Origin of the sequence: Actinomadura sp. CNU-125 (genome assembly GCF_001942465.1) — a bacterium.
In the GTDB taxonomy this organism is placed as follows: Bacteria; Actinomycetota; Actinomycetes; order Streptosporangiales; family Streptosporangiaceae; genus Spirillospora.
In genome coordinates, this window is the sequence record NZ_MKJY01000521.1 from 19,841 (window position 1) to 43,934 (window position 24,094).

A 24,094-nucleotide genomic window follows, 5' to 3' on the forward strand; every position below is an offset into this window, starting at 1 on the left:
CGTCCCCGAGAGTCGATTTTTTGCCAAGCCGCCGGGCCTGGCCGCGAGGGCGGGGCGATGGTCCGGAATGCGAAGATCTACGGATGCCGATCGACCCGCATCTGCTGGCCGTGTTCACGGTGACCACGATCGTCGCGCTCGTCACCCCGGGCCCCGACATGCTGTTCGTGCTCGGGTGCGGGATGCGGGGCGGCGCCCGCGCGGGCCTGCTGGCGACGGTCGGCGTCATCACGGGCGACGCGCTCTACATCGTCGCCGCGACCGCCGGGCTCGCCGCGCTGCTGACGGCGTTGCCGGTCGCGTTCACCGCCATCCGGATCGCCGGAGCCGCGTACCTCGTCCACCTGGGCGTCCAGATGATCCGGAAACGCGGGGAGGGACCGGCCGACGATCCCGCCGGTACCGCGATGCCGGGCCGCCGCGCGTTCCTCAACGGGATCGTGTCGTCCATGGCCAACCCGCAGACCTTCACCTTCATGGTCGCCTTCCTCCCGCAGTTCATCGACCCCGCCGCCGGGCCCGTCTGGCTGCAGGCCGCCGACCTCGGCGCGTCCTGATCGCCCTGGAGTTCCTCGCCGACGGCACGGTCGGCGTCCTCGCCGGACGCATCGGCGGCCGACTGCGCCGCAGCGCCGCCGTGCGCCGCCGCCTCGACGCCGCGACCGGCGGCGTGTTCATCGGCCTCGGCGTCACCCTCGCGGCCGAGGGCTGACCGCCGCCGCGCCCGGCGGCGAACCGGCCGAAAGTACGACCGCCGACGGCGCGAACCGTCCGTTGGGCCGGTGCTCCGGGGCGGTGCCGCGGCGGACGATGCCGTCATGTCGCATGAGAGCCCGGTCCCGATGCTGCACGCCGAGGGACTGACGAAGAGATACGGGCGCCGGGAGGCGCTGAGCGGAGTCGATCTGCGCGTCCCGTCCGGACGCGTCGTGGGCCTGGTGGGCCCGAACGGTGCGGGCAAATCGACGCTGCTGAACCTGGCCTGCGGCCTGCTGGAGCCGACGTCGGGTTCCCTGCGGGTGCTCGGGTCGCCCCCGGCGGCGGGCGCCGCGCACCTGGCCCGGGTCGGGTTCGTGGCGCAGAACACCCCCGTCTACCCGTCGTTCAGCGTGGCCGACCACCTGCGCCTGGGGACGCGCCTGAACCCGTCGTGGGACCAGGCCCTGGCCGAGCGGCGGATCGCGCAGGTCGGGCTGAACCCCGACCAGAAGGCCGGACGGCTGTCGGGCGGCCAGCGCGCCCAACTGGCCCTGACGATCGCCGCCGCGAAACGTCCCGAACTGCTGGTCTTCGACGAGCCGGCCGCCGCCCTGGACCCGCTGGCGCGCCAGGGATTCCTCGAGAACCTGATGGAGTTCGTCGCCGAACTCGGCGCGAGCGCCGTCCTGTCGTCGCACCTGCTCGGCGACATCGAGCAGGTCTGCGACCACCTCGTCGTGCTGTGCGACGCGCGGATCCAGGTCGCGGGCGAGGTCTCGGACCTGCTGGCCGCCCATTACCGGCTGGCCGTGCCGCCCGGCGGACTCGACCGGCTGCCCGCCGGTGTCGAGGTCGTCCGGACCGAACCCGGCGGCACGCTCGTGCGCGACGACCGTCCGGCGTCGCGCCCGCCGTCGCGACCGCCGTTCCCGGCCGAGCCCGTCACGCTCGAAGACCTCGTCCTCGCCTACATGTCGCGGGCGCACCGGCCCGCCGTCCCGGCCGGAGGCGGAGCGCGATGATCTGGCTGAACTGGCGGAAGTTCCGCCTGCAGGCCCTCGTCGGCGCCGCCGGACTCGTCCTGATCGCCGGATACCTGCTGTATCTGGGCCTGGACATCCGGGACGCCCACGACGCCTACCGGTCGCGCTGCACCGACCCCGCGAGCTGCGCGAAGGGCGAGGCCGAGTTCCGGGGCGCCTACCGGACCACGCTGCTGTTCCTGGCCGCCGGGCTCGGGCTGATCCCCGTCGTCCTCGGCGCGTTCTGGGGCGCGCCGCTGATCGCCCGGGAGCTGGAACTCGGCACCCACCGGCTCGTGTGGAGCCAGAGCGTGACCCGCCGCCGCTGGCTGCTCGCCAGGACGGCGTTCGTCGGCCTCGCCGCGATGATCTTCACGGGCCTGGTCGCCCTCCTGCTCACCTGGGCGGCATCCCCCTACGACCGGGTCGCCGCCGACCGGTTCGGCGCCATCGAGTTCGGGGCCCGCAACATCGCCCCGATCGGCTACGCCTTCCTCGCCGTCGCGCTCGGCACCGCCGTCGGCCTGTTCGTGCGCCGGACGCTGCCCGCGATGGCCGTCACGGGCGTCGTCTTCCTCGTCGTCCAGTTCGCGGTGCCGAACCTCGTGCGCCCGCACCTGATGCCGTCCGAGCACGCGACCCTGCCGATGACCGCGCAGACCATCAACGGGGCCAAGAACCTCGGCAGCATCACCGGCGCCCCCGTCATCGGCGGCCTGCGGGTGCCCGGCGCGCCCGACGCGTGGATCAGCGAGACCGGCCCGATGCGCACCACCGACGGCCGGACGGTCGACGCGGCCGCGTTCGGCCGATGCCTCGACAGCCCCCCGAAGACGGGCGCGGACGGCACGTTCGGCGACACCGCCGTGTGCCTCGCCGCACTCGACCTGCACGTCGACCTGGAATACCACCCGAGCGGCCGCTACTGGTCGTTCCAGCTCGCCGAAACCGGGCTCTACCTGCTGTCCGGCGCGCTCCTCACCGGCATCGCGCTGTGGCGCGTCCGACGTGCCTGAAAGGGGACGGCCATGATGAAACCGGACGTGCTGATGAACGCGGGGCTGGGCACTGTGTTCGCCCTGGGCATCGCCTTCATCGCCTACAAGCTGATCGGAAGCTGGGGCGGCGCCTACTGGATCCACACCGCCGCCGTCGCCGTGGTCCTGTGCGCGCTCGCGCTGCTGCGCGGACGCCGCGCGTGGCCCGCGGCCCGCCGCGGCCGTCACGGCCGCCGCGGTCGCGCTCGCCTGGCTCGCCGGGCCCGCCGCCACGACCGTCCTGGCAACGCTCCTGGTGGGAGGCGGTCTGGTCGTCGGGGCGCTGCTGCACGCGTTCACCCCCGCCCGTCCGGACGGCACGTCGGTAACCTGGCCGACGTGACCGTTCCGGACGGATGGGTCCGGGGCGCCTCCGCGGCCGGGCTCGGGGCCGTGCTCCTCGCGGCGATCGCCGTCCAGGCCGTCGCCATCGCGCAGAGCTGGGGCACCTGGTACTGGCTGCCGGGAGGCGTCTTCGCGGCGGCGGTGTGCGGCGCGGCCCTGGCCGGGCGCGGCGGCCGCTGCGCTCGGCGATCACGGCGTCGGCCTCGCCGCGGCCGCCATCGCCGTCACCCGCGCGGCCGGGCCCGAACTCCCCGCCGAACCCAGCCCGGCCATGACCCTGGGGCTGGCCGTGCTCACCGGCGGCCGCGCTCCGGACCCTCCCGCCGGTCCCGGCCGCGGCGATCACGGCCGCCGGACCGGTCGTGATCGCCGCCGGTGAGCTCGCCGCCGGGCCGTCCGCCGGTCTCGGCGCGGTGACGGCGCTGGACGGCCCGATCTGGCTGGCCGCCGCCGGGGCCGGGCTGTCGCTGCGGCTGCTGGACGCCCGGGCCCGCGCCACCGCCGAGCAGGTGGGCCGGGACGAGCGGCTGGAACTCGCCCGCGAACTGCACGACGTCGTCGCCCACCACATCACGGGCATGCTGCTTCAGGCGCAGGGCGCCCAGGTGGTCGCGCGGCGCGACCCCGAACAGGTGGGCGCGTACCTCGCCGAGATGGAGACCGCGGGCACCGACGCGCTGGCCGCGATGCGGCGGGTCGTCGGGCTGCTGCGCGACACCGGCGACGCCCCGCCCGCCTCCCCGGGACCCGAGCGGCTCGGCACCCTGGTGGAGCGTTTCCGCAGGCAGGGCCCCATGGTGCGGCTGGACATGCCGGACGGCGACACCGGGTGGCCGCCGGAGGTGACGACGACCGTGCACCGCGTCGTCCAGGAGGCGCTCACGAACGTCCTGCGGCACGCGCCCAAGGCGCGTTCCGTCGAGGTCACCGTCGGGCGCGACGACCGGGACGTCACCGTCGAGGTCGCCGACGACGCCCCGGCGGCGCCGTCCCGGCACCGCGGCGGCTACGGCCTGATCGGCATGCGCGAACGCGTCGAGACGCTCGGCGGCACCCTGCACGCCGGGCCGCGGCCCGGCGGCGGCTGGTCCGTCCGGGCGACCCTGCCCGCCGGAGAGCCCCGATGACCATCTCCGTCCTGATCGCCGACGACCAGGCGATGATCCGCCGCGGGCTCCGGCTGATCCTTGAGGACCAGCCGGACATCAGCGTGGTCGGGGAGGCCGCCGACGGGGCCGAAGCGGTCGCCATGGCCCGGCGGCTGCGCCCGGACGTGTGCCTCGTGGACATCCGGATGCCCCGCCTCGACGGCATCGAGGTGACCCGCGCGCTCGCCGGCCCCCGCGTGCCCGACCCGCTCCGGGTCGTCGTCGTCACCACCTTCGACCTCGACGAGTACGTGTACGGGGCGCTGCGCGGCGGCGCGGCCGGGTTCGTCCTCAAGGACGCCGGGCCCGCCCTGCTCGTCGAGGCGGTCCGCGCCGCCGACAACGGCGAGGCGCTGGTCTCGCCCTCGGTCACCGTCCGCTTGCTGCGGCACCTGACGGACGCGCCCGCACCGGCCCGTCCCGCCCGTCTCCCGGCCCTGTCCGACCGCGAACTCCAGGTCGTCCGGGCCCTGGCGCGCGGACGGACCAACCAGGAGATCGCCGCGGAGCTGTTCATCTCGCTCAGCACCGTCAAAAGCCACCTGTCGGGCATCCAGGCCAAACTGGGGGTGCGGAACCGGGTCGGCATCGTCACCTGGGCGTGGGAGAACCGGCTCGTCGACGGCGCCTGAGCGACCTGTGGAACGCTGGACGGGTCGTTCACCTCGCCGCCCGGAGCCGCCATGTCCATCCGCCGCGCCATGCCCGACTTCCACTCGGAGGCCATGGAGGAGAGCCGCGACTTCTACGGCCGCCTCGGCTTCGAGGAGGTCATGAACCACGGCTGGGTGATGACGCTCGCCTCGCCGTCCAACCCGACCGCCCAGGTCACCTTCATGACCCACGACCGGACCGCGCCGGTCGTGCCCGACATGAGCGTCGAGGTGGACGACGTCGACGCGGCCTACGCGGCGATGCGAGAGACCGGCGCGGAGATCGTCCATCCCCTGCAGAACGAGGAGTGGGGCGTCCGCCGCTTCTTCGTCCGCGACCCCAACGGCCGCGTGATCAACGTCCTGAGCCATCCGTAGGGAGTTCGTTCGACCCCGTCGCGATATTGCGGGGATGTCACCGCCGCTGGGGATCATGGGCTTCGTCGAGCACCTCGCCGAGCGGAACCTCCGGGGAGACCACCCTGACGAGACACGCGCGATGGGCGAAAAGCTCCTGCGAAGGAAACCCGCCCATTGTCGCGACCGTCACCTGCCGAACTTCGGGCGAAGAACCCGACATCTCGTCCCCGCAAAAACAACGACCGAACGAGTGCACAGTCATCGAGACTCCAATACGCCCACAAGCCGGGCAGGGAGCGGTCAGCCGGTGGCCGGTGTGAAGAAGTTGACGAGGTTGCCGTCGGGGTCGCGGAACAGCAGCGACCGGTTGCCCCACGGCATCGTGGTGGGCTCGTTGACGAAATCGATGACGGACCCCGTGAGCTTCTCGTAGACCCGGTCCACGTCGTCGACCCGGAACTCGACGATCACGCTGTGGTTGTCGGCCGGACGGGCGGAGCCCGGGGCGAACAGCGGGACGGTACGGGTACCGGCGATCGCAAGCGTGGCGGCGGGCGTCCGGATCTCGGCGAAGTCCTCGGTGGCCCACGCCGCCCGCATCTCCGTGACCGTCTCGTAGAACTCGACGAGCCGAGCGACGTCGCCGGTGATGACGCGGATCGATACGAAGTCCATGGCGTTCCTCCTAGGTTCGTGACGCCCGCACGCTACGTCGGATACTGGACAGAATCGGTCCACTATCGGACGTAACCTCGAAGGCATGTCCCGACCCACCGGCCGCGTCCTCACCCTCCTGGAACTGCTGCAGTCGGGCGGCACCCGGACCATGACCGAGCTCGCCGACCGGCTCGGCGTCGACGGACGCACCGTCCGGCGGTACGTCGACCACCTGACCGACCTCGGTATCCCCGTCGAGTCGGTGCGCGGCCGCTACGGCGGCTACCGCCTCGCCCGCGGCTACCGCCTGCCGCCGCTGATGCTCGACGACGACGAAGCGCTCGCCGTCCTGCTCGGGCTGATCACCGGGCCCGCGGGGGACGCCGCGAGCGAGACCGCCGCGGCGAAGATCCGGCGGGTGCTCCCCGAACGGCTCGCCCGCAGGCTGGACGCGCTCCCGGAATCCCTCGCGTTCACGAAGCCGTCCGGCGGGTCCGCCCCGCCCGCCGGGACCCTGCTCACGATCTCCGACGCGGTGCGCCACCGCCGTCCCGTCTCGATCAGGTACACCGACCGCGCCGGCCGCCGCACCGACCGCACGCTGCACCCCCACGGGATCGTCAACCACGCGGGCCGCTGGTACGTCACCGGCGAAGACCCCGCCGTCGGCGCGGACCGCACCTTCCGCCTCGACCGTCTCGAAGACGCCAGGACCCTGCCCGGCTCGTTCGCCGCACCGGACGCGCCGGACCCGGCCCGTCGCGTCCTGTCGGGCTTCGCCACGGCGCCCTACCGGCACGAGGTGACCATGCGGATCCACGGGACGGTCGAACAGATCCGCGCCCGCCTCCCCGCCAGTGTCGCGACCGTCGAAGAAACCACCGCCGAACCGGATCCGGAGGCCGAACGCTGGCTGCGCGTCGAACTGCGGGCCGAACGCCTCGACTGGCTGCCCGCAGTGCTCGCGGCGCTCGACCGTCCGTTCGTCATCGACCGCCCCGACGAACTACGCGACCGAGTCCTCGCCCTCGCCGACCGCCTCGCCTCCCACGCCCGCCGAACCTGAGGACGAGCGTTCAGGTACGGCGCGCGCGCGGAGGCGGACGGCCGAAGCCGTCCAGAACGCCGTGAGGCCGAACCCCGGCAGCACGACGAGCGCCGGGTTCACCCAGACCGGGACGGTCTCGGCGGCAGTCCGCGCTCGTCGACGCACACGAGACTGAACGGGAAGCCGCGGTTGTAGGAGACCGCAGGCATCGCACCGGCATCGGGCCCGTCCGCGACGCACGCTTCGCTCGGTTCGAGGAAACCCGCGTATTCCATCGACGCGTACAGTTAGAGCAGGACCGCGCCAATGGCCGCGAAGAGGCTGCTCAAGTACAAGGCCCGCGCCGCCCGGTTCACGGCCGCGCGGTGGTCGGTAAGTCGCGGGCACGGTGCGAGATGCCCGGCACGTCAGAACTCATCGAGCCCTCCGACTTGCCCGATCGGGAAGATGTGGCGGGTCGCCGAGCAGATCGTCTCCAACGTGTGGACCGGCGTCCCCTCGGCCGAATACGACGCCCGCAACACCTGGACGACCCATTCGCCGGGTTCGAGTTCGAGCGTGTCGGCCTCGAACCTGGTTGCCGGACGGGCAGTGAGCGTCTCCTCGGCATGCCCGAAGGTATAGCCCAAGGCGACGATCGCGGCCTGCAAGGACGGCTTGACGAACTCCGGCTCGGCGATCCGGGTGCCGTCGAAGAGGTCGGCGCGGAAGTAACTCGTGGCGATGCGGACCGGCACCTCGTTGGCCGTCATCATTTTGCGGCGCGCCAGTATGTCGTCCCCAAGGGCGACGTGCAGGCAAGCGGCGACGTGCTCGCTCGCGGGCTCGGTGCCGATGTAGAGCATCCGTCGGCCAGGCGTGATGCCCTGCCGCTCGGCTTCGGTGAGGAACAGCGACGCCGAGCCGCGTGTGGCCGGGTCGGTCGGCAACGCGCGCTGCACGATCACGCGCGGCCCCTGGCTGACCGGAGCGGCGGGCGCCTTGGCGGCCGGCCCCTTGCGCATCTGCGAAACGCGGCCGGGCGTGACACCGAGCGCCTTGGCGATTTCTTCCAGGTTATTGCCGCCCTCACGCGCCTCGGCGATGGCGCCGCGCCGGATCCGGGCCGCCTCCTCGGTCAGGCCCTGCTGTTCGGTCATGGCGCGGCTGATCGCCCGTGCCCGCTCGATCGGATCGGCAATGGCGGAGATGTCCTGCAATGTCCTCAGGTCCACGTGACCGGCTCTCCGGTTCTTCTGCGGAAGTTGTTGTCGACCGGCCGTCACGCGGGACGACCGGTCGGCGATCAACGGGACGTCACGCGTCTCCGGTGGTCTTGAGGACGCCGACGAGCCGCGCCCACTCCCGCCGTCCGAGCACGATCACGCCCCCGTTCGGGGCCTTGGAGTCTCGGATGCCGATGGTGTCGTCCGGCGCGACCGTCTCGACGCACTGGCCCCCACTACCGCTGTAGCTGCTCTTCCGCCATGCGGCAATGCCGACCTCGATGCAGTCGCCGTTGCCGCTGTAGCTGCTTTTACGCCAAGCGGTGTAGGTGAAATCGAGCACGATCACTCCCATGCACGTCCCTTCGAGCCTAAGGCAAGCCGCTGGCCACCTGGCGGATCAACCGCTTCGAATCGCTGGTATTCAAGGCGGATGAGAGTAGATGGTCAAATATCAGACTAGCCTGCTTCGTCTCGGTCACTTTCTCCAAGTAGGCGCAGCCCATGAGGTGCTCCATGTAGAGGACGTCCGGGTAGCCCTCGAAAGCGAAGAGCGTGAAGGGGCCGTCAACGGCGGGATGAACGCCGGTCGCGTTGGGGAGGACTTGGAGGGAGACGTTGGCCAGATCGGCCATTGTCAGCAGATGCTCCAACTGCGCGCGCATGACGACAGTGCCGCCAACGAGTCGATGCAGAGTACCTTCGTCGATGATGACGTGTGCGTGAAGAGGTCGCTCGGAGGTTGTCAGCCGCTCCTGGCGTGCAAGGCGGGACTCTAGGGCCCGTTCGATCTCCTCGGGACTGCGTGGCCGCGAGCCACGGAAAACCGCACGGGCATAGTCAGGGGTCTGAAGGATGCCCGGGATCAGTTGGACTTGGTAGGTGCGATAACAGGTGGCTTCCGCTTCAAAGGCCAAGTAGTCGCTGAAGCCGGTCTTGAGTACGTCCTCATAGTTGTGCCACCAGCCCCTTTGGCGGGCCTCGCGGGCGAGTTTGACGAGCTCGGTGCGCTTATCGCCCGTGACGCCGTAGATCTCCAGTAGCTCCATCACCTCGCCGGACGTGATGCGCATCCGGCCGTTCTCCATACGGCTGAGCTTGGCGGTGTCCCAGCCGAGTTCGGTGACGACCGTCTCGCCGGTCATGCCTGCGGCGAGGCGGAGGTTCTTCAGCTCACGGGCGACGCGGCGGCCTCGGACGGTGGGGCGGTACGGCATCTCGTCTCCAACAATTTGTTTCGGAACTGATTGTGATCAAGGTTGTTGCCTGTGCACAGTGTCACCATACGGCTACGGAGCGGGTGAGGGGTGGGAATCTGATGAACGGACCGCCGGAGACGGTGCGGGAGCGGCGCGGGGTGCTGCTGGCCTGGCTTGCCGGGCAGCTCAACGCGCGGGGGATCACGGCGGAGGTCCTGGACGTGGACGGGGCGGGCATCCTGCGCGCACATGCCAAGTGCGTCCGGCACGTGGCGTGCGTCCCCGTTCCGCAGCACGACACGTGGGCGTTCGTCTACTCGGGCGGATGGGTGCTCGTGAACGACCCGCTTGCGGCGGACACGGTCGTTCGGGCGGTGGCGCGGTGAGCGTCCAGCAGAAGGAGATTCGCCTACCGGGGCTCGCCGTTGAGGTGTCGGCGGCGCGGCGGTTCGTCCGCGAGGTGCTCGGCGAGCACCCGGGACGGGCGGACGCCGTCCTGCTCACGTCCGAGATCGGCACGAACGCCGTCGAGCACTCACGCAGCGGACGTCCGGGCGGCTCGTTCCTCGTGAACGTGCGCTGGACGATCCGCTGGGCACGCGTCGCGGTCATCGACGACGGGGCCGACGGGGCGCCGTGCCTGCAACGGGTCGGGACGGGTTCGGCGGGCGGGCGCGGTGTCGCGCTGCTCGACGAACTCGCCGTGCGCTGGGGCTTCAGCCGCCGGTCCACGCGCGGCACCGAAGTCTGGTTCGTCGTCGCGTCCATGGAAGCCGGGTCGTAGAAGGTCAAGGCCAGGAGCAGGGATGGGCAAGCACGGAAAGAAGCAAGCGTGCGGTGGCAAGGGATGGGTGAAGGTGAACCTGGACAACAAGGAGCAGAAGATCACGTGCGGTACCTGTAACGGGACCGGGCAACAGTGAGCGGGTTCGCGGGGCTTCCGCCCGTTGATCGGCGCCTGTCCTTCGTCTCACACCCGGCATGCGCGTCCTGGAGATCGGCACGGGGACCGGATACAACGCCGCGTGCCTGGCCGAGTTGGGGGGCCGAAGTGGTTTCGGTCGAGATCGACGCGGAGGTCGCCGAGCACGCTAGGGCGGCGTTGCGTGCGGCGGGGCGTCCGGACTGGTCGTGATCACCGGGGATGGGGAGGCCGGTGTGCCGGCGCGCGCCGTTCGATCGTGTGCTGGCCACGGCGGCGGCGCACACCGTCCCCTACGCGTGGGTCGAGCAGACGCGGCCGGGCGGGCTCATCGTCGTGCCTTGGGGGCCGACCATCCACCCGGATGAGCCGCTGGCCGCGTTGACGGCTCGATTCGTCCGCGAATCCGGTCGGCTGACGGGCGCGGTTCGCGGGAACCGGCGCCGTGGAGCGTCAGGCCGTCAGGCGGGTCAGGTCGTTGATGAGTTCGGACGCGACGGCGGGGTCGAGGTCGCCGAGCGGGATCGGCTTGCCCGAGTAGCGGCCGGGCAGCACGAAGACGTCGCGGATCTCCTGGTCGGGGAGTTCCTCCGGCGAGTACACCCGGATGCCGGGGCTGAAGAAGACCATCACGTGGCGGCCGTCCCCGGTCATGTGCATGACCTGGCGGCGGAAGCCGCCGTCCTCCTTGTCGCCGAGTTCCCAGCCGCGCGAGGTCATGCCCGTGATCCGGCCGAAGTGGACGGCCTTGCCGCTGAATCGCGTGAGTTCGGTCGCCGTCCGTTCGGCGTCGGTCAGGGTGTGGACGGGGCGGGCGAGCTGTTCGAAGGGCTGCAGGATCTCGTAGTCGGCGAACACCTCCGTCCAGGGTGCGAGGTCGAGGCGGATGGGATGCGGGAGGGTGACGCGTGCGTCGTCGGGCAGGACGAACGCGTCGTCGTGGACGTCGGCGAACGTGCCGTCTTCGGCGACGCGGAACGCGGTCGAGTCGGCGGACCAGACGAGACGGCGGACGACGTGGCGGAGGAGCGGGTGTTCGGCGAAGATGGTGCGGAACTCGTCGGGTGTCCACGACCGTCCGGCGACCATCGCGCGTTCGAGCCGCTTCATCTGGTCGGTGGCGACCGCCCGTACTTCCTTCTTGAGGGTGCCGAACCGCTGGTAGGACGCGGGTGCGAGCTCCGGGTCGTCCTTGACGCCCGGCTTCGGAAGGGTCTTTCGGGTTTTGCCCTCTTCGTCGGTGACGAACGGTTTGAGGTGTTCGTCGAATCCGACGCGGAAGCTGCGGCGGCCGTAGTCGAGCGTCATCGTGCCTTCGGCGTCGAGGCCGAGGGGCGGGACGAGCCGGTCCGCCAGCTGCTCGGTGGTGTAGCCGCGCTCGTCCGCGATGCGCTGCAGCGCCGACTTCGCGAACGGCCGGAGGCGCTTCTGGTCGGCGGCCTTCTCGGCGAGCATGTGCAGGTGCCGCAGCGCGGTGGGCGTCCCGAGCCGGGTGAACAGGCTCAGCACGTTCGTCCCGCCCCGGTTCCAGGTGTCCCAGTTGTCCCAGCGCTTGGCGATCGGGGCGATCAGGTCGGCGGCGCCGTCGTCGCCGAACCGCAGCAGCGCGTACTGGACGGCCGGGGACGCCCAGCTCTTCGGGGACCGGTCGGCGACGAAGAGCTCGCGGGCGAACTCGGCCAGCGAGCCGGGGTCGAGCGCGTCGACGACCGGCTGCACCCCGGGATAGGACGGCTGCACGTGCGCGATGGCGAGCAGCGTGATGAAGTGCCGGGTCGCGGACGCGGGCAGCGCGTGTTCCCGCCCGCGCAGCAGGACCTGCGGCAGTCGCTCGGGCGCGAGTTCCGCGGGGACGTTCGGGAGCGGGTCGGGGTAGAGGTCGAGCGGGTCGGTGCGCAGCGCGGAGATCGCGGCGGCGGCCTCGTCCCCGTGGTGCCGGGCCGCTTCGACGACCGTGCCGTGCCCGTGCACCTGGGCGACGAGGCGGAGCGCCTGCTCGGCGCGGTCGCGGGTGGGGCCGGGCTTGCGCAGCGCGGACGGGACGGTCAGCCGCGCGGCGTCGGCCCCGTGCAGCCGGTACCAGGCTTCCGCCCGGTCCGCGTTCGGGTAGACGCCGAAGTGCTTGACCATGAGCTGGGCGACCTTGGCGTCCAGGTACGGTTCGATGCCGTAGATCAGCCGGTCGCTCTTCGCGCGGTGCAGGACGAAGCCGTAGGCGGCGAGTTCGTGGCGTGCGGCGGCGGCCTGGTAGAGGTGGTGCGTGCCGTAGGCGCGGTAGACGTCCCAGTACCGTTCGTCCGCGAGGAGCTTCTCGCCGTATTCGGGGGGTGCCTGCAGGACGAGCGCGGTGAACGCCCCGCGCGTTTCCCGTTCGCTCTTCTTCAGGGCCTCGCCGCTCGCGAACGTCTCCGCGAGGGCGTCCCAGTCGGTGTCGTCCGGCAGCGGCTCCACGCCCCCGTACTTCAGGTCGTAGGTGCCCTTGAGCCACTCCTCGCGCACGCCCGGAGCCCAGCGGACGATCGTCGGTTCCTTCGACGCCTTGAGCTTGAGGACGACCGGTGCCGCCGTGGGGACCGGGCGCGTCCAGGGCGGGTCGACGAGCAGGGGCGGGAGCGCGCTCGCGGGGGCGTCGGGGAGGCGGGGGGTTTTAGTCATGTCTCCTGTTTCATGGTTGAGGGGGCGAGCCGGTCAGTTCCGCCAGCTCGGCGAGGAGTTCGGACACGGCGACCGGGTCCACGTCGCTCCAGTGGGCCTGCTGAAGGCGGGGGAGCAGCCTGACGGCCCCGATCTCCTGGTCGGCGTACCGGTCGGGTTCCCGGATGTGGATGCCGGGCATGAACGTGACCCACACGTCATGGCCGTCGGACGTGGTGAACTGCATCCGGCGCCGGTGGACCATCCGGTGCGGCGGTTCCGGAAGGCTCCAGCCGCGCGCGGTCATGTCGACGATCCGGCTCGTCGGGACGCGCACGCCGAGGAACCGGTGCAGCGATGTCGAGTCGAACTCGGCGTCGGTCAGGACGTGGACGGGACGGGCGAGCTGCTCGAACGGCTGCGGGACGGCATCGTCCGCGAAGACCTCCGCCCACGCCTCGGCGTCGTCGAGGCGGATCGGGTGCGGGAGGGCGACGCGGGCGTCGTCCGGCAGGACGAACGGGACGCCGCGGACGTCGGCGAACGTGCCGTCCTCGGCGACGCGGAACGACGCCGGGCCGGCCGACCAGACGAGGCGGCGGACGACCGGCCGCAGCAGCGGATGTTCGGCGAGCACCGCGCGGAACTCGGCCGCCGTCCACGTCCGTCCGGCGAGCATCGCCTGTTCGAGGCGTTCGATCCGGTCGGCGAGGACGCGCGGGTCGGTGGCGTCCGCGGGGACGAGCCGGTCGGAGAGCTGTTCGGACGTCAGTCCGCGCATGATGGCGACCAGGTGCAGCCGGGCCTGCGCGTAGTCGCGCATCTCGTCGGAGGCGGCCGTGCGCGCGAGCCGGTCCAGCAGGCGCGGCGCGTCGTCGGGTCCCATGCCGGCCCGCATGTCGGCTAGCACCGCGACGGCCTCGTGTCCTTCGTGCGACCGGACGAACGACGACTCCCAGCGCTCCATCTCGCGGGCGAGCCGCGCGGCCGTCCCGGCGTCGCCGAGCCGCCGCAGCGCGTACTGGACGTCGGGCCCGGCCCACCGGTCGTCCGGAACGTCCCGGTTCACGTAGAGCGCCCAGGCGAGTTCGGCGAGCGAGCCGGGGTCGAGGTGCTCGAAGACCGGCTCGCAGCCCCCGTACGGGTCGTCGATCGTGGAGATCCGCAGCATCGTGACGAGGTTCCGGGTCGCGGAGACCGGCAGCGCCGCCGTCCCGTCCCGCAGCAGCACCCGCGGCAGCGAGTCCCGGACGAACTCCGCGTCGACCTCGGGCAGCGGATCGGGATACCGCTCGACGGGGTCGAGGGCGAGCGCGCGTACCGCCGCGGCGGCCCCCTCCCCGTACTGCCGTGCGGCCTCGACGGCGCATTCGGCGCCGTGCTCCCGCACGATGAGCGCGAGCGCCCGCTCGGCGCGCTCCCGCGCGGGTCCGGCGCGCGCAGCGCCTCCGGGACGACGAACGGTGCGGCGGCCCGGCCGTGCCACTGCAACCACGCGCGTGCGTGGTCGGCGCGGCCGGGGTCGTCCAGGACCTCGATCATGATCCGGGCGGTCGCGGCGTCCAGGAAGGGGACGAGGGGCGTCGCGCACCCGTGCCGTCCGGCGGCGTGCAGCAGCAGCGGGAGCGCCGCGAGGCCGTGCCGGGCGGCGATGAGCATGAGCGGGGCGTCGGGCGCCGCCTCGTACCAGCCGTCGAAGTACCGCTCGTCCGCGAGCAGCTCGCGGGCGAGCTCGTCCGGGCCCCGCATCACCAGCCAGTAGTACATCCGGCCGTCGGCCGTGCCGCCGCGCAGCCGTCCGGCGACCTCGGCCCAGTCGGTGTCGCCGGGCGGTACCGGGAGGAGAGCGTACAGGGCGATCTCCGGGGTCATCGACCACGCCTGCCGGTACCCGGGCGGCCACGACTCGACGGCCGGTGCCGCCGGGGCCGCCGTATCCGCGAGGACGACCGGTTCCGCCCTGGGGGCCGGACGCGTCCAGGGCGGGGCGGCGAGCAAGGGCGGCAGGGCGCTCGCGGCGGCGTCGGGGATCGGGTCGCCGTCGCTCACGCCGCCGGGTCCGTCCCGGTCAGTTTCGCCAGCGTGGCCAGGACCTCCGACGTCAGGACGGGCCCGAGTCCGTCGAACGTGAGACCGCCCGCGCCGTGGCTCCTCGTGCTCAGCTCCACCCGGTCGATCTCCTGCACGGGGGCGTCGTCGGGCGTGAGGACGCGGATGCCGGGCTCGATGTGGACGACGAGGTACCGGTCTTCGCCGAGTTCGAGCGACACGTGCCGCTGGAAGCCGCCGACCTCCTTCTCGCCGAGCTTCCAGCCCGCGCGGACGAGCCCGAAGATCGGCCCGTTCGGGACGGACGCGCCCTCGAAGCGGGGCAGCCGCGACGCCGCGCGCTCGCCGGGCGCGGGCTCGTGCACCACCCGTCCGAGCTGGGGGAACGGCTGCAGGATCTCGTAGTCGGCGAACACCGCGGCCCAGGCGTCGCGGTCCTTGAGCAGGAGCGGGTGCGGGAGCGTGATCGCGGCGCCGTCGGGCGGGACGAACGCGTCGTCGCGGACGTCGGCGAACGTGCCGTCCTCGGCCACGCGGAACGAGTCCGGCCCGGCGGACCAGACGAGGCGGCGGACGATGTGCCGCAGCAGCGGCTGCTCGGCGAGCACCTCGCGGAACTCGCCGGGCGCCCACGAACGCCCGGAGACCATCGCCTGTTCGAGGCGTTTGATCTGGTCGGCGGCGATGGTCCGCACTTCCTTCTTGAGGTCGGCGAACCGCCGGTACGCGACCGGTGCGAGGGCGTCGTCGTCCTTCGCGCCCGGCTTCGGGAGTGTTTTGCGGAGCTTGCCGCTCTCATCCCGGACGTACGGTTTGAGGTGCTCGTCGAACCCGACGCGGAAGCGGCGCGGCCCGTAGTCGAGCGTCATCGCGCCGTCGGCGTCCAGGCCGAGGTCCGGGACGAGCCGGTCGGTGAGCTGCTCGCGCGTGATGCCGCGCTCGCGGGCGACGGCGTTCAGCCGCGCCTGCGCGTGCGTCCGCATCCGCTTGGCGTCGGCCGCCTTCCGCGCGAGCCGGTCGAGGTGGCGGAGCGTGTCGGGGGAGTCGATCGCGGTCAGCACGTCCAATGCCGACAGCCCGCCCGACCAGACCCGCTCCCTGCTCCAGCGGCCCATCACGGTCGCGAGCCGCGCCGCCGTCCGCGCGTCGCCGAGCCGCCGCAGCCCGTACCGGACGCCGGGCGAGGCCCACGTCTTCGGGACGTACCCCTCCTTCAGGTACAGCGCCCACGCGAGTTCGGCGAGCGAGCCGGGGTCGAGGTGCTCGAAGACGGGCTCGCAGCCGGCGTACGGGTCCTTGACCGACGAGATCCGCAGCATCGTGACGAGGTTCCGGGTCGCGGAGACCGGCAGCGCCGCCGTCCGGCCGCGCAGCAGCACCTGCGGGAGATCCGCGCGGACGAACTCCTCGTCCGGTTCGGGCAGCGGGTCGGGGTACCGGTCGAGGGGATCGAGGCCGAGCGCCTCCATCGCCGCCACGGCCCGCTCCCCGTACTGCCGCGCCGCCTCGACGACGCACCCGCCGCCGTGCTCGCGGGCGATGACCGCGATGGCCCGTTCGGCCTGGTCCCGCTTGGGGCCGGGCTTGCGCAGCGCCTCCGGGACGACGAACGCGCGGCGGCCGGGCCGTGCCAGGCCGCCCACGCGCGCGGCGTCGTCCTCGCCGTGCTTCCCGAAGCACTTGATCATGAACTGGGCGGTGGCGTCGTCCACGAACGGGACGAGCGCCGCCGCGCACGACAGATGCTCCTTGGCGGCGTGCAGGATCAGCCGGTGGGCGGCGAGCCCGCGCCGCGCCGCGAACCGTTTGAGAGGCGTGACGTACACCCAGCCGGACCAGTCGTCGAAGTACCGCTCGTCGGCGAGGAGTTCGCGGGCCAGGTCGTCCGGTCCGTCCAGGACGAGCCAGCGGTACCGGGCGCTCCGCTGCCCTCCGCGCGCCTCCTTCAGGGCGGCGCCGCCGCGGAAGTACGCTGCGATCGACTCCCAGTCCGGGGCGTCCGGGAGGGGGACCTCGTTCCTCCGCCAGGTGTCGGACACGTCCGCGAACGCCTCGCGCACTCCGGGCGGCCACGACTCGACGGCCGGTGTCTTCGGCCGCTTCAGGCCCTTCAGGACGATCGGTTCCGCGGGGCCGGGCGTCCGGGCGCGGGTCCACGGCGGGTCCAGCAGCAGGGCCGGAACGTCGCTCGCCGGTGCGTCCGGAACGCGGGGTGAATCCGTCATCGTTCCCGTTTCATGGTCGGTGCGGTGGCGACAACGTGAAGAGGTGATCACCACCGTGGGATCACGCAATCTATGACGGACCGGGGACATCGGAACGTTCCCGAAAACGAGGGACATGGACATGGCAGTGACGCGTCGGGAGGTTCTCGCGGGAACGGGCACGTTCGGGGCGGGCATCGCGGTCATCGGAGCCGTGGACCACCTGTTCGGCGGCGATCCGTCCGGGAGCGGCGCGCGCGCCGTCGTCGGCCCCGCGCGCGACACCGGATACGGGCCGCTCGTGCCCGACCCGGACGGCCTGCTCGACCTGCCGCGCGGCTTCCGGTACACGGTCGTGTCGCGCGAGGGCGAGCCGCTGCGGTCGGGGGAGGGCCCGCTGCCGAGCCACTTCGACGGCATGGCGGCGTTCCCCGCGCGGGACGGCGCCGTCCGGCTCGTCCGCAACCACGAGAACCGTCCGGACGCCGCGCACCGCGTGCCCGTCGTGAACGGCCTGACCTACGACCCCGAGGGGCTCGGCGGCTGCACCCTCGTGGAAGTGGACGGGGCGTACCGGGTGCGGGAGGAGCGCGTCGCGATCGCCGGGACGGCCGTCAACTGCGCGGGCGGCCCGACCCCGTGGCGCAGCTGGCTGACCTGTGAGGAGACCGAGGACAAGGCGGGGGACAACGGCTACACCAAGGACCACGGGTTCGTGTTCGAGGTCGACCCCTACCAGCACGGCCGGACCGCGCCCGAGCCGCTGACCGCGCTCGGCCGGTTCCAGCACGAGGCGGTCGCGGTCGACCCGCGCGACGGGACCCTCTACGAGACCGAGGACGCCTTCAACCGGCCGTTCGGGCTGTTCTACCGGTTCCTCCCGAAAGATCCGCGCGGCGGTTTCGGGAGCCTGCGCGCCGGGGGACGACTGGAGGCGCTGCGCGTCCCGGACGTTCCGGACCTCTCGGTCGTGCAGGAGCCCGGCACGGTGTTCGACCGCGTCGAATGGGTCGAGGTGCCCGACCCGCTCGCACGCGAGACGCCCGTCCGGTTCCAGGACTTCGGCAAGGGCGGCATCACCCACGCGCAGAAGCTCGAAGGCTGCTACTGGAGCGGCGACCGCGTCCATTTCACGTCGAGCTACGCCCGGACGGACGAAGGCGCCTCCGCCGACCATTTCGGGCAGGTGTGGTCGTACGAGCCGCGCAGCGGGCGCCTCACGCTCGTGATCGTCTTCGGCCCCGGCACGGACGTCCGGACGCCCGGCGACTCGCCCGACAACATCTGCACGGCGCCGCAGGGCGGGCTGATGATCTGCGAGGACGGCGACGGCGCGCAGCACGTGTTCGGCGTGACGCGCCGCCGGACCGTCTACCCGATGGCGCGCAACCGGCAGGACATCGGCGGCGACGCCGGCCCCGAGTGGGGCGAGTTCGCGGGCGTGACCTTCGCCCCGGACGGACGCACCATGTTCGTCAACGTCTACGACCCGGGCACGACGTTCGCAGTCACCGGCCCCTGGAACCGAATCTAAAACCCGGGCCCCAGCCCCCAACCCGCCCCCGCCCCGCATCCGCAGAACCCCCGGCGCCCGGACCGCCCGCGTCCCGGCGGGCCGCCCCGCCCCGCGCGTACCGGCTCGAAGCCGCCTTCCAGGAGAAGGTCGACGCCGAGTCGTGGCGGGTGCGCGACCTCGGCATCGAGGTGTTCCGGTTCTTCGGACGGTTCGTCGGGCGGGGCAACCGCGCCGAGTTCATCGGGCTGACCCTGATCATCGTGGTGGGGTACGCGCTGCTGGAGTCCGGCTCGGCAAGCCTGGGCGACGTGGCGGCGGCCCCGCTGCTGTTCCACCGCCTGTTCAACCCGCTGGGCGCGATCCTGTTCACCTTCGACGAGGCGCAGAAGTCGGGCGCGAGCCTGACCCGGCTCGTCGGGGTACTGGGGGAGTCCGCGGAGGAACGCCTCGTGGGCGACACCGCCGTGGCGGCGGCGGACCGCGAGGACGGCCCGGCCCGCTCGGTGACGGTCGAAGGCTTGACGTTCGCCTATCCGGGCACCGGCACGCCGGTCCTGCGCGACGTCGATCTGACGATCCCGTCCGGCGGCTCGCTCGCGCTGGTGGGCGCGACGGGCGCGGGCAAGACGACCCTGGCCGCGCTGATCGCGGGCATCGGCACCCCGAGCACCGGACGGGTGCGCATCGGCGGCGCCGACCTCGCCGACCTCGACGAGGCCGCGGCGCGCGCCCTGGTGGGCATCGTGACGCAGGAGACGCACGTGTTCTCCGGCTCGCTCCGCGACGACCTGCGGCTGGCCGCGCCGGACGCGACGACGCCGAGCTGATGGACGCGCTGCGCACCGTCGCGCCGACGGGTGGGCCGACGCGCTGCCCGAGCGGGGCTCGGCACCCTGGTCGGCGAGGGCGGCGATCGCCTGGACGCCACCAAGACCACGCAGGTCGCGCTGGCGCGGCTGGTGCTGGGCCGGACGCCGGTCGTGGTCCTCGACGAGTCGACCGCGGAGGCCGGCAGCCAGGGCGCCGCCGAACTGGAACGTGCCGTCCTGGCGGCCTGCCGGGGCCGCACCACACTGTTCGTCGCGCACCGGCTGACGCAGGCGATGGCGGCCGACCGCATCGCCGTGCTGGAGGCGGGCCGCGTCGTCGAGCAGGGCACGCACGAGGAGCTGGTGGCCCTGGACGGCCGGTACGCGCGCCTGTGGCAGGCGTGGCGAGAGGGGGCGCCGCCGCTATGACGACGACTTCGACTCCGGACGACGGGCGGCCGCGCACGGGTTCGGCGATCCTGCGGACCACGCTGCGCCGCAACGCCCGCGCCATGACCGGCGGCACCGTCCTCATGGGCATGTACCAGGCGGGCGAGACGGCGTTCCCCATCGCGCTCGGCCTGATCGTCGAGCACGCGCTGCGCGACCGCGGCCTCGACACGCTGGCCCTGTCGATCGCCGCGCTGGCAGTGATCACCGCCGTCGTGTCGTTCTCGTGGCGGTTCGGGATGCGCATCCTGCAGAAGGCCAACACGACCGAGGCGCACCGCTGGCGGGTGGACGTCGCGGCGTGCGGGCTGCAGCCGGTGGCGCGGGACGTCGACCTCAAGTCCGGCGAGGTGCTGACCATCGCCACCGAGGACGCCGACCAGACCGCCGACATCGTCGAGGTGGTGCCGCTGCTGATCAGCTCGCTCGTCGCGGTGCTGATCGCGGCGGTCGCGCTGGGCATGGCCAGCGTCCGGCTCGGGCTGCTGGTGATCGTCGGGACCGTCGCGATCCTGACGATCCTGAGCGTGCTGTCCCGGCGCATCGGGACCGCGACCCGCGAGCAGCAGGCCCGGGTGGCGCGGGCGGGCGCGAAGGTCGCCGACCTGATCATCGGCCTGCGGCCGCTGCGCGGCTTCGGCGGCAACCACGCGGCGTACGGGTCCTTCCGGACGGTCAGCGACGACGCGCGGCGCCAGGCCGTCGGCGTCGCGAAGGTGAACGGCGCCTACGCGGGCGCGGCCATGGCCCTCAACGCGGTCCTCGCCGCCGCCGTGACCCTCATGGCGGGGCACCTCGCGTTCCAGGGCCGGATCAGCATCGGCGAACTCGTCATGGCGGTCGGGCTGGCCCAGTTCGTCATGGAACCCCTCAAACAGTTCTCCGAGATGCCGAAGTACGTCATGACGGCGCGCGCGTCCGCCGACCGGATGGCGCTGGTGCTCGCCGCGCCGCCGGTCCGCACCCCCGGGACCGAACGCCCGGACGCGCACGGCGGCCTGGAGGTCGACGGCGTCCGGTACGGGTCCCTGGACGAGCTGAAGTTCCAGGTTTCGGCCGGGGAGTTCGTGGCGATCGCCGCCTACCGGACGCGCGCGGCCGCCGACCTCGCGTCCGTCCTGGCCGGGAACGTCCCGCCCGGCGAATACGCGGGAACGGTGCGGGTCGGCGGGCACGACGCGGCCGACCTGTCGATCGAGGCGCTCCGCGCGCACATGCTGGTCAACCCGTCCGACGGGGAGATCTTCGCGGGCACCCTCCGCTCGAACATCGACCCCGCCGGCACCGGACGGGCGGTCGAGGCGGCCGTCGAGGCGGCGGTCGAGGCGTCCATGCTCACCGACGTCGTCGCACTGCACCCGGAAGGGCTCGACTACGCCGTCCGCGACCGCGGCGCGAACCTGTCCGGCGGGCAGCGGCAGCGGCTGTCGCTGGCCCGCGCGCTCGCGGCCGACGCCGACGTGCTCGTCCTGCACGACCCGACGACCGCCGTCGACGCCGTCACCGAACAGCTCATCGCGCGCAACGTCGCCGAACTGCGCCGGGGCCGCACCACCGTCGTGATCTCCGCCAGCCCGGCGCTGCTCGACGCCGCCGACCGCGTCCTCGTCCTGGCCGACGGCGCCGTCACGGCGGAGGGCACGCACCGCGACCTGCTCGGCACCGACGAGGGCTACCGCCGGGCCGTCGCGCGCTGACGTTTACCCAATCCGCATCGTGCATGACTTTCTCCTGTGCGCCCCCCGGGTAGGGGCGCCGGGAGGCATGTCGCGGAGCGAGAGGAGACGGACGTCGTGACCGACGTTTCGAGCAGGGGATCGCAGCCGGGGGACGAGCGCGCGGTGCTGACGAACCGGCAGGGCCACCCGGTCTACGACAACCAGAACCAGCGGACGGTCGGGTCGCGGGGACCGGCGACGCTGGAGAACTACCAGTTCCTGGAGAAGATCAGCCACTTCGACCGGGAGCGGGTCCCGGAACGGGTCGTGCACGCGCGGGGCGCGACCGCGTTCGGGTACTTCGAGGCGTACGGGAAGTGGGGCGACGAGCCGATCGCGAACTTCACCCGCGCGAAGCTGTTCCAGGAGGCGGGCAAGCGGACGCCGCTGGCGATCCGGTTCTCGACGGTCATCGGCGGACGCGACTCGGCCGAGACCGCGCGCGACCCGCGCGGCTTCGCCGTGAAGTTCTACACCGAGGACGGCAACTGGGACCTCGTCGGTAACAACCTGGCGGTGTTCTTCATCCGGGACGCCATCAAGTTCCCCGACGTCATCCACTCGCTGAAGCCCGACCCGGTGACGTTCCGGCAGGAACCGAACCGCATCTTCGACTTCATGTCGCAGACGCCCGAGACGATGCACATGCTCGTCAACGTGTTCAGCCCGCGCGGGATCCCGTCCGACTACCGGCACATGCAGGGATTCGGCGTCAACACCTACAAGTGGGTGAACCAGGCCGGGGAAACGAAGCTGGTCAAGTACCACTGGCTCCCGAAGCAGGGCGTCCGCAGCATGACGGAGGCGGACGCCGCCGCCGTGCAGGCGCACGACCTGGGGCACGCGACCAAGGACCTGCGCGAGGCGATCGACCGGGGCGACCACCCCGAGTGGGAACTCGTCGTGCAGATGATGGACGACACCGACCATCCGGAGCTCGACTTCGATCCCCTCGACGACACGAAGGTGTGGCCGGAGAACGAGTTCCCGCCGCGTCCGGTGGGCCGGATGGTGCTGAACGAGAACGTCGGGAACAACTTCGCGGAGAACGAGCAGATCTCGTTCGGGACGGGCGTCCTGGTGGACGGGCTCGACTTCTCCGACGACAAGATGCTGGTCGGCCGGACGTTCTCCTACAGCGACACGCAGCGCTTCCGCGTGGGGCCGAACTACCTCCAGCTGCCCGTCAACCGCGCGAAGGGCGCGACCGTCCGGACGAACCAGCGGGACGGCCAGATGGCCTACTACGTGGACGACGGCGGCGCGAACCCGCACGTGAACTACGAGCCGTCCATCACCGGGGGCCTGCGGGAGGCGCAGTACCCGACCTCGGACGACGAGGGGCCGGAGATCCGCGGCCGGGTGACGCGCAAGCGCATCGCGCGGACGAACGACTACGTGCAGGCCGGGCAGCGCTACCTGCTCATGGAGGACTGGGAGCGCGACGCGCTCGTCGACACGTTCGTCGGGCAGCTGTCCCAGTGCGAGCGGCCGGTGCAGGAGCGGATGGTCTGGCACTTCCTGCTCGTCGAGGACGACCTGGGCCTGCGCGTCGGCGAGCGCCTCGGCATCGGCCCCGACGCGGTCGCGCACCTGGAACCCCTGCCGGGCCAGACGCTGACCGACGAGGACCGGCGGCGCCTGGGCAACCTGGGCAAGAACGGCCCGCGCGACATCGGCGGCCTGAAGATGACCCACTGCGTCCCGAACGAACGCGCGGTACACCACTTCGGGGAATGAACGCCCCCGCTCAGGGGCGCCCGTCGGCGGCGTGGGCGATGTGGTGGGCCGTCAGGGCGGCGTCGATGATTTCGGCCTCGCCGGTGAAGGCACGTTCCATGACGGCGACGAACTCGTCGTTGGGCGGGTAGAGGCACGCGGCGGCGCCCGCCATCTCGCGGACGAGGACGCGGGCGCCCATGCGCAGCGCGGACTCCAGTTGGCGGACGTCCTGCCCGGCGCGGGCGGAGCGGGCGCCGAGGCGGCGGAACCAGTCGAGCGCGGCCGGTTTGCCGTGCGCGCCCGCGTAGATCACGAGGGCGTCGCGCAGCGCCCGGGTGACGACCTTGTCGGGCAGGTGCGCGTAGACGGGGACGCGCGCGGTGATGTCACCGGCGACTTCGGCGGTGATCTCGTCGAGGCGGTGGATGAGGCGGCTGGTCACGGGTGCCGGGGTGGGCTGCATCGGTCACCTCCGCACGGAGTCGGTGCCTCGCGGCGCTGTCCTTACCCGCGAGTAGTGGCATGTTACCGACGCGTAGAACGCCTGTCCCCCCTGATTTCGCACGGGTTCCGGAGATCTGTCCCGGGGGTCAGGGCGCCGCGGGGCCGGGGAGGCGCGGGTTCGCGGCGGCGCCCTCGGTGGCGAGCAGGACGACCGTGCCGGTCATGGCCGGGCGCGAGTGCGGCGCGGCGGCCG

General features: G+C 72.4%; 25 protein-coding genes and 1 pseudogene. 17 read left to right on the top strand and 9 right to left on the bottom strand.

Annotation, left to right across the window (positions count from 1 at the left end; genetic code table 11):
- The first annotated feature begins 83 nt into the window (after positions 1–83).
- The 7 genes from BJF79_RS39495 (at position 84) to BJF79_RS39520 (ending at position 5,282) form a co-directional block, all read left to right on the top strand.
- Positions 84–557, top strand: coding sequence for a LysE family translocator (locus BJF79_RS39495; protein ID WP_262403254.1), 474 nt, complete (start codon positions 84–86; stop codon positions 555–557).
- A gap of 261 nt (positions 558–818) precedes the next feature.
- Entirely contained in the window at positions 819–1,721 is a 903-nt protein-coding gene (locus BJF79_RS39500; RefSeq protein WP_083734578.1) for an ABC transporter ATP-binding protein, read from the top strand.
- Positions 1,718–2,737 (top strand): ABC transporter permease subunit, encoded by a 1,020-nt coding sequence (locus BJF79_RS39505; RefSeq protein ID WP_075905083.1) that lies wholly within the window; start codon positions 1,718–1,720, stop codon positions 2,735–2,737. Before BJF79_RS39500 ends, BJF79_RS39505 begins: the two co-directional genes overlap by 4 nt.
- Before the next feature lie 12 nt (positions 2,738–2,749).
- A complete protein-coding gene (locus BJF79_RS63830; protein ID WP_262403255.1) occupies positions 2,750–3,469 on the top strand; it encodes a hypothetical protein in 720 nt (239 codons plus the stop codon).
- The gene (locus tag BJF79_RS63835) at positions 3,466–4,230 is read left to right on the top strand and encodes a sensor histidine kinase (protein WP_262403256.1); all 765 of its coding nucleotides are present in this window, start codon (positions 3,466–3,468) and stop codon (positions 4,228–4,230) included. Before BJF79_RS63830 ends, BJF79_RS63835 begins: the two co-directional genes overlap by 4 nt.
- Positions 4,227–4,883 carry a response regulator gene (locus BJF79_RS39515; RefSeq protein ID WP_075905085.1) on the top strand — a complete coding sequence of 219 codons (657 nt, stop codon included), beginning with the start codon at positions 4,227–4,229 and terminating at the stop codon, positions 4,881–4,883. The genes BJF79_RS63835 and BJF79_RS39515 overlap by 4 nt, the downstream gene beginning before the upstream one ends.
- A 51-nt stretch (positions 4,884–4,934) precedes the next feature.
- A complete protein-coding gene (locus BJF79_RS39520) occupies positions 4,935–5,282 on the top strand; it encodes a VOC family protein (RefSeq protein WP_075905087.1) in 348 nt (115 codons plus the stop codon).
- 282 nt (positions 5,283–5,564) lie between these two features.
- Here BJF79_RS39520 and BJF79_RS39525 read toward each other — a convergent pair whose 3' ends face one another.
- Positions 5,565–5,939: a VOC family protein gene (locus BJF79_RS39525; protein WP_075905089.1), complete on the bottom strand. Its 375-nt coding sequence runs from the start codon at positions 5,937–5,939 to the stop codon at positions 5,565–5,567.
- A gap of 85 nt (positions 5,940–6,024) precedes the next feature.
- Here BJF79_RS39525 and BJF79_RS39530 point away from each other — a divergent pair, with 85 nt between their 5' ends.
- Positions 6,025–6,987 (top strand): helix-turn-helix transcriptional regulator, encoded by a 963-nt coding sequence (locus BJF79_RS39530; RefSeq protein WP_075905091.1) that lies wholly within the window; start codon positions 6,025–6,027, stop codon positions 6,985–6,987.
- A gap of 389 nt (positions 6,988–7,376) precedes the next feature.
- Here the strand turns inward: BJF79_RS39530 and BJF79_RS39535 are convergent, their stop codons facing one another.
- The 3 genes from BJF79_RS39535 to BJF79_RS39545 are packed head-to-tail and all read right to left on the bottom strand — an operon-like array spanning position 7,377 to position 9,391.
- On the bottom strand, positions 7,377–8,258 hold the full coding sequence (locus BJF79_RS39535; protein ID WP_316043534.1) for a GntR family transcriptional regulator: 882 nt from the start codon (positions 8,256–8,258) through the stop codon (positions 7,377–7,379).
- 7 nt (positions 8,259–8,265) lie between these two features.
- On the bottom strand, positions 8,266–8,529 hold the full coding sequence (locus BJF79_RS39540; RefSeq protein WP_075905095.1) for a DUF397 domain-containing protein: 264 nt from the start codon (positions 8,527–8,529) through the stop codon (positions 8,266–8,268).
- A gap of 16 nt (positions 8,530–8,545) precedes the next feature.
- On the bottom strand, positions 8,546–9,391 hold the full coding sequence (locus BJF79_RS39545) for a helix-turn-helix domain-containing protein (protein WP_075905097.1): 846 nt from the start codon (positions 9,389–9,391) through the stop codon (positions 8,546–8,548).
- Between the two features lie 101 nt (positions 9,392–9,492).
- Between BJF79_RS39545 and BJF79_RS56520 the strand changes: the two genes are divergently transcribed.
- The 4 genes and pseudogenes from BJF79_RS56520 to BJF79_RS63840 form a co-directional block, all read left to right on the top strand.
- A complete protein-coding gene (locus BJF79_RS56520; RefSeq protein WP_075905099.1) occupies positions 9,493–9,759 on the top strand; it encodes a hypothetical protein in 267 nt (88 codons plus the stop codon).
- Positions 9,756–10,157, top strand: coding sequence for an ATP-binding protein (locus tag BJF79_RS56525; RefSeq protein WP_075905101.1), 402 nt, complete (start codon positions 9,756–9,758; stop codon positions 10,155–10,157). The genes BJF79_RS56520 and BJF79_RS56525 overlap by 4 nt, the downstream gene beginning before the upstream one ends.
- A 197-nt stretch (positions 10,158–10,354) precedes the next feature.
- The gene (locus BJF79_RS54560; protein WP_143220802.1) at positions 10,355–10,468 is read left to right on the top strand and encodes a hypothetical protein; all 114 of its coding nucleotides are present in this window, start codon (positions 10,355–10,357) and stop codon (positions 10,466–10,468) included.
- Between the two features lie 49 nt (positions 10,469–10,517).
- Positions 10,518–10,595 (top strand): annotated as a pseudogene (locus tag BJF79_RS63840) (hypothetical protein); the annotation flags it as partial.
- 153 nt (positions 10,596–10,748) lie between these two features.
- Here the strand turns inward: BJF79_RS63840 and BJF79_RS39570 are convergent.
- From BJF79_RS39570 to BJF79_RS39585, 4 genes are read right to left on the bottom strand one after another with little or no spacing between them, the layout of a single operon-like run.
- Entirely contained in the window at positions 10,749–12,950 is a 2,202-nt protein-coding gene (locus BJF79_RS39570) for a DUF4132 domain-containing protein (RefSeq protein WP_075905103.1), read from the bottom strand.
- A 10-nt stretch (positions 12,951–12,960) separates the two neighbouring features.
- The gene (locus BJF79_RS63845; RefSeq protein WP_143220803.1) at positions 12,961–14,100 is read right to left on the bottom strand and encodes a DUF4132 domain-containing protein; all 1,140 of its coding nucleotides are present in this window, start codon (positions 14,098–14,100) and stop codon (positions 12,961–12,963) included.
- Positions 13,995–14,978 (bottom strand): hypothetical protein, encoded by a 984-nt coding sequence (locus BJF79_RS63850; RefSeq protein ID WP_143220804.1) that lies wholly within the window; start codon positions 14,976–14,978, stop codon positions 13,995–13,997. The genes BJF79_RS63845 and BJF79_RS63850 overlap by 106 nt, the downstream gene beginning before the upstream one ends.
- Complete coding sequence (locus BJF79_RS39585; RefSeq protein WP_075905109.1) at positions 14,975–17,203, bottom strand: DUF4132 domain-containing protein; 2,229 nt, start codon at positions 17,201–17,203, stop codon at positions 14,975–14,977. The genes BJF79_RS63850 and BJF79_RS39585 overlap by 4 nt, the downstream gene beginning before the upstream one ends.
- A gap of 121 nt (positions 17,204–17,324) precedes the next feature.
- Here BJF79_RS39585 and BJF79_RS39590 point away from each other — a divergent pair, with 121 nt between their 5' ends.
- The 5 genes from BJF79_RS39590 (at position 17,325) to BJF79_RS39605 (ending at position 23,415) form a co-directional block, all read left to right on the top strand.
- Positions 17,325–18,716 (top strand): alkaline phosphatase PhoX, encoded by a 1,392-nt coding sequence (locus BJF79_RS39590; protein WP_075905127.1) that lies wholly within the window; start codon positions 17,325–17,327, stop codon positions 18,714–18,716.
- Between the two features lie 149 nt (positions 18,717–18,865).
- On the top strand, positions 18,866–19,525 hold the full coding sequence (locus BJF79_RS63855; protein WP_262403257.1) for an ATP-binding cassette domain-containing protein: 660 nt from the start codon (positions 18,866–18,868) through the stop codon (positions 19,523–19,525).
- 30 nt (positions 19,526–19,555) lie between these two features.
- Positions 19,556–19,936, top strand: a complete 381-nt coding sequence (locus BJF79_RS63860; protein ID WP_262403258.1) for a hypothetical protein — start codon at positions 19,556–19,558, stop codon at positions 19,934–19,936.
- On the top strand, positions 19,933–21,654 hold the full coding sequence (locus BJF79_RS39600) for an ABC transporter ATP-binding protein (RefSeq protein ID WP_075905111.1): 1,722 nt from the start codon (positions 19,933–19,935) through the stop codon (positions 21,652–21,654). Before BJF79_RS63860 ends, BJF79_RS39600 begins: the two co-directional genes overlap by 4 nt.
- Positions 21,655–21,750: 96 nt before the next feature.
- Positions 21,751–23,415, top strand: a complete 1,665-nt coding sequence (locus BJF79_RS39605; RefSeq protein ID WP_075905113.1) for a catalase — start codon at positions 21,751–21,753, stop codon at positions 23,413–23,415.
- 10 nt (positions 23,416–23,425) lie between these two features.
- On the opposite strand, the gene BJF79_RS39610 is transcribed toward BJF79_RS39605, so the two are convergent.
- Complete coding sequence (locus tag BJF79_RS39610) at positions 23,426–23,860, bottom strand: hypothetical protein (protein WP_143220805.1); 435 nt, start codon at positions 23,858–23,860, stop codon at positions 23,426–23,428.
- Positions 23,861–24,094 lie beyond the last annotated feature (234 nt).

What these genes read in the sequence shown, in the direction of transcription:
- BJF79_RS39495 (WP_262403254.1), top strand. Translation starts at nt 84, where the DNA reads ATGCCGATCGACCCGCATCTGCTGGCCGTGTTCACGGTGACCACGATC.
- BJF79_RS39500 (WP_083734578.1), top strand. Translation starts at nt 819, where the DNA reads ATGTCGCATGAGAGCCCGGTCCCGATGCTGCACGCCGAGGGACTGACG.
- BJF79_RS39505 (WP_075905083.1), top strand. Translation starts at nt 1,718, where the DNA reads ATGATCTGGCTGAACTGGCGGAAGTTCCGCCTGCAGGCCCTCGTCGGC.
- BJF79_RS63830 (WP_262403255.1), top strand. Translation starts at nt 2,750, where the DNA reads ATGATGAAACCGGACGTGCTGATGAACGCGGGGCTGGGCACTGTGTTC.
- BJF79_RS39515 (WP_075905085.1), top strand. Translation starts at nt 4,227, where the DNA reads ATGACCATCTCCGTCCTGATCGCCGACGACCAGGCGATGATCCGCCGC.
- BJF79_RS39520 (WP_075905087.1), top strand. Translation starts at nt 4,935, where the DNA reads ATGTCCATCCGCCGCGCCATGCCCGACTTCCACTCGGAGGCCATGGAG.
- BJF79_RS39525 (WP_075905089.1), bottom strand. Translation starts at nt 5,939, where the DNA reads ATGGACTTCGTATCGATCCGCGTCATCACCGGCGACGTCGCTCGGCTC.
- BJF79_RS39530 (WP_075905091.1), top strand. Translation starts at nt 6,025, where the DNA reads ATGTCCCGACCCACCGGCCGCGTCCTCACCCTCCTGGAACTGCTGCAG.
- BJF79_RS39540 (WP_075905095.1), bottom strand. Translation starts at nt 8,529, where the DNA reads ATGGGAGTGATCGTGCTCGATTTCACCTACACCGCTTGGCGTAAAAGC.
- BJF79_RS39545 (WP_075905097.1), bottom strand. Translation starts at nt 9,391, where the DNA reads ATGCCGTACCGCCCCACCGTCCGAGGCCGCCGCGTCGCCCGTGAGCTG.
- BJF79_RS56520 (WP_075905099.1), top strand. Translation starts at nt 9,493, where the DNA reads ATGAACGGACCGCCGGAGACGGTGCGGGAGCGGCGCGGGGTGCTGCTG.
- BJF79_RS54560 (WP_143220802.1), top strand. Translation starts at nt 10,355, where the DNA reads ATGCGCGTCCTGGAGATCGGCACGGGGACCGGATACAACGCCGCGTGC.
- BJF79_RS39570 (WP_075905103.1), bottom strand. Translation starts at nt 12,950, where the DNA reads ATGACTAAAACCCCCCGCCTCCCCGACGCCCCCGCGAGCGCGCTCCCG.
- BJF79_RS63845 (WP_143220803.1), bottom strand. Translation starts at nt 14,100, where the DNA reads ATGCTGCGGATCTCCACGATCGACGACCCGTACGGGGGCTGCGAGCCG.
- BJF79_RS39585 (WP_075905109.1), bottom strand. Translation starts at nt 17,203, where the DNA reads ATGACGGATTCACCCCGCGTTCCGGACGCACCGGCGAGCGACGTTCCG.
- BJF79_RS39590 (WP_075905127.1), top strand. Translation starts at nt 17,325, where the DNA reads ATGGCAGTGACGCGTCGGGAGGTTCTCGCGGGAACGGGCACGTTCGGG.
- BJF79_RS39600 (WP_075905111.1), top strand. Translation starts at nt 19,933, where the DNA reads ATGACGACGACTTCGACTCCGGACGACGGGCGGCCGCGCACGGGTTCG.
- BJF79_RS39610 (WP_143220805.1), bottom strand. Translation starts at nt 23,860, where the DNA reads ATGCAGCCCACCCCGGCACCCGTGACCAGCCGCCTCATCCACCGCCTC.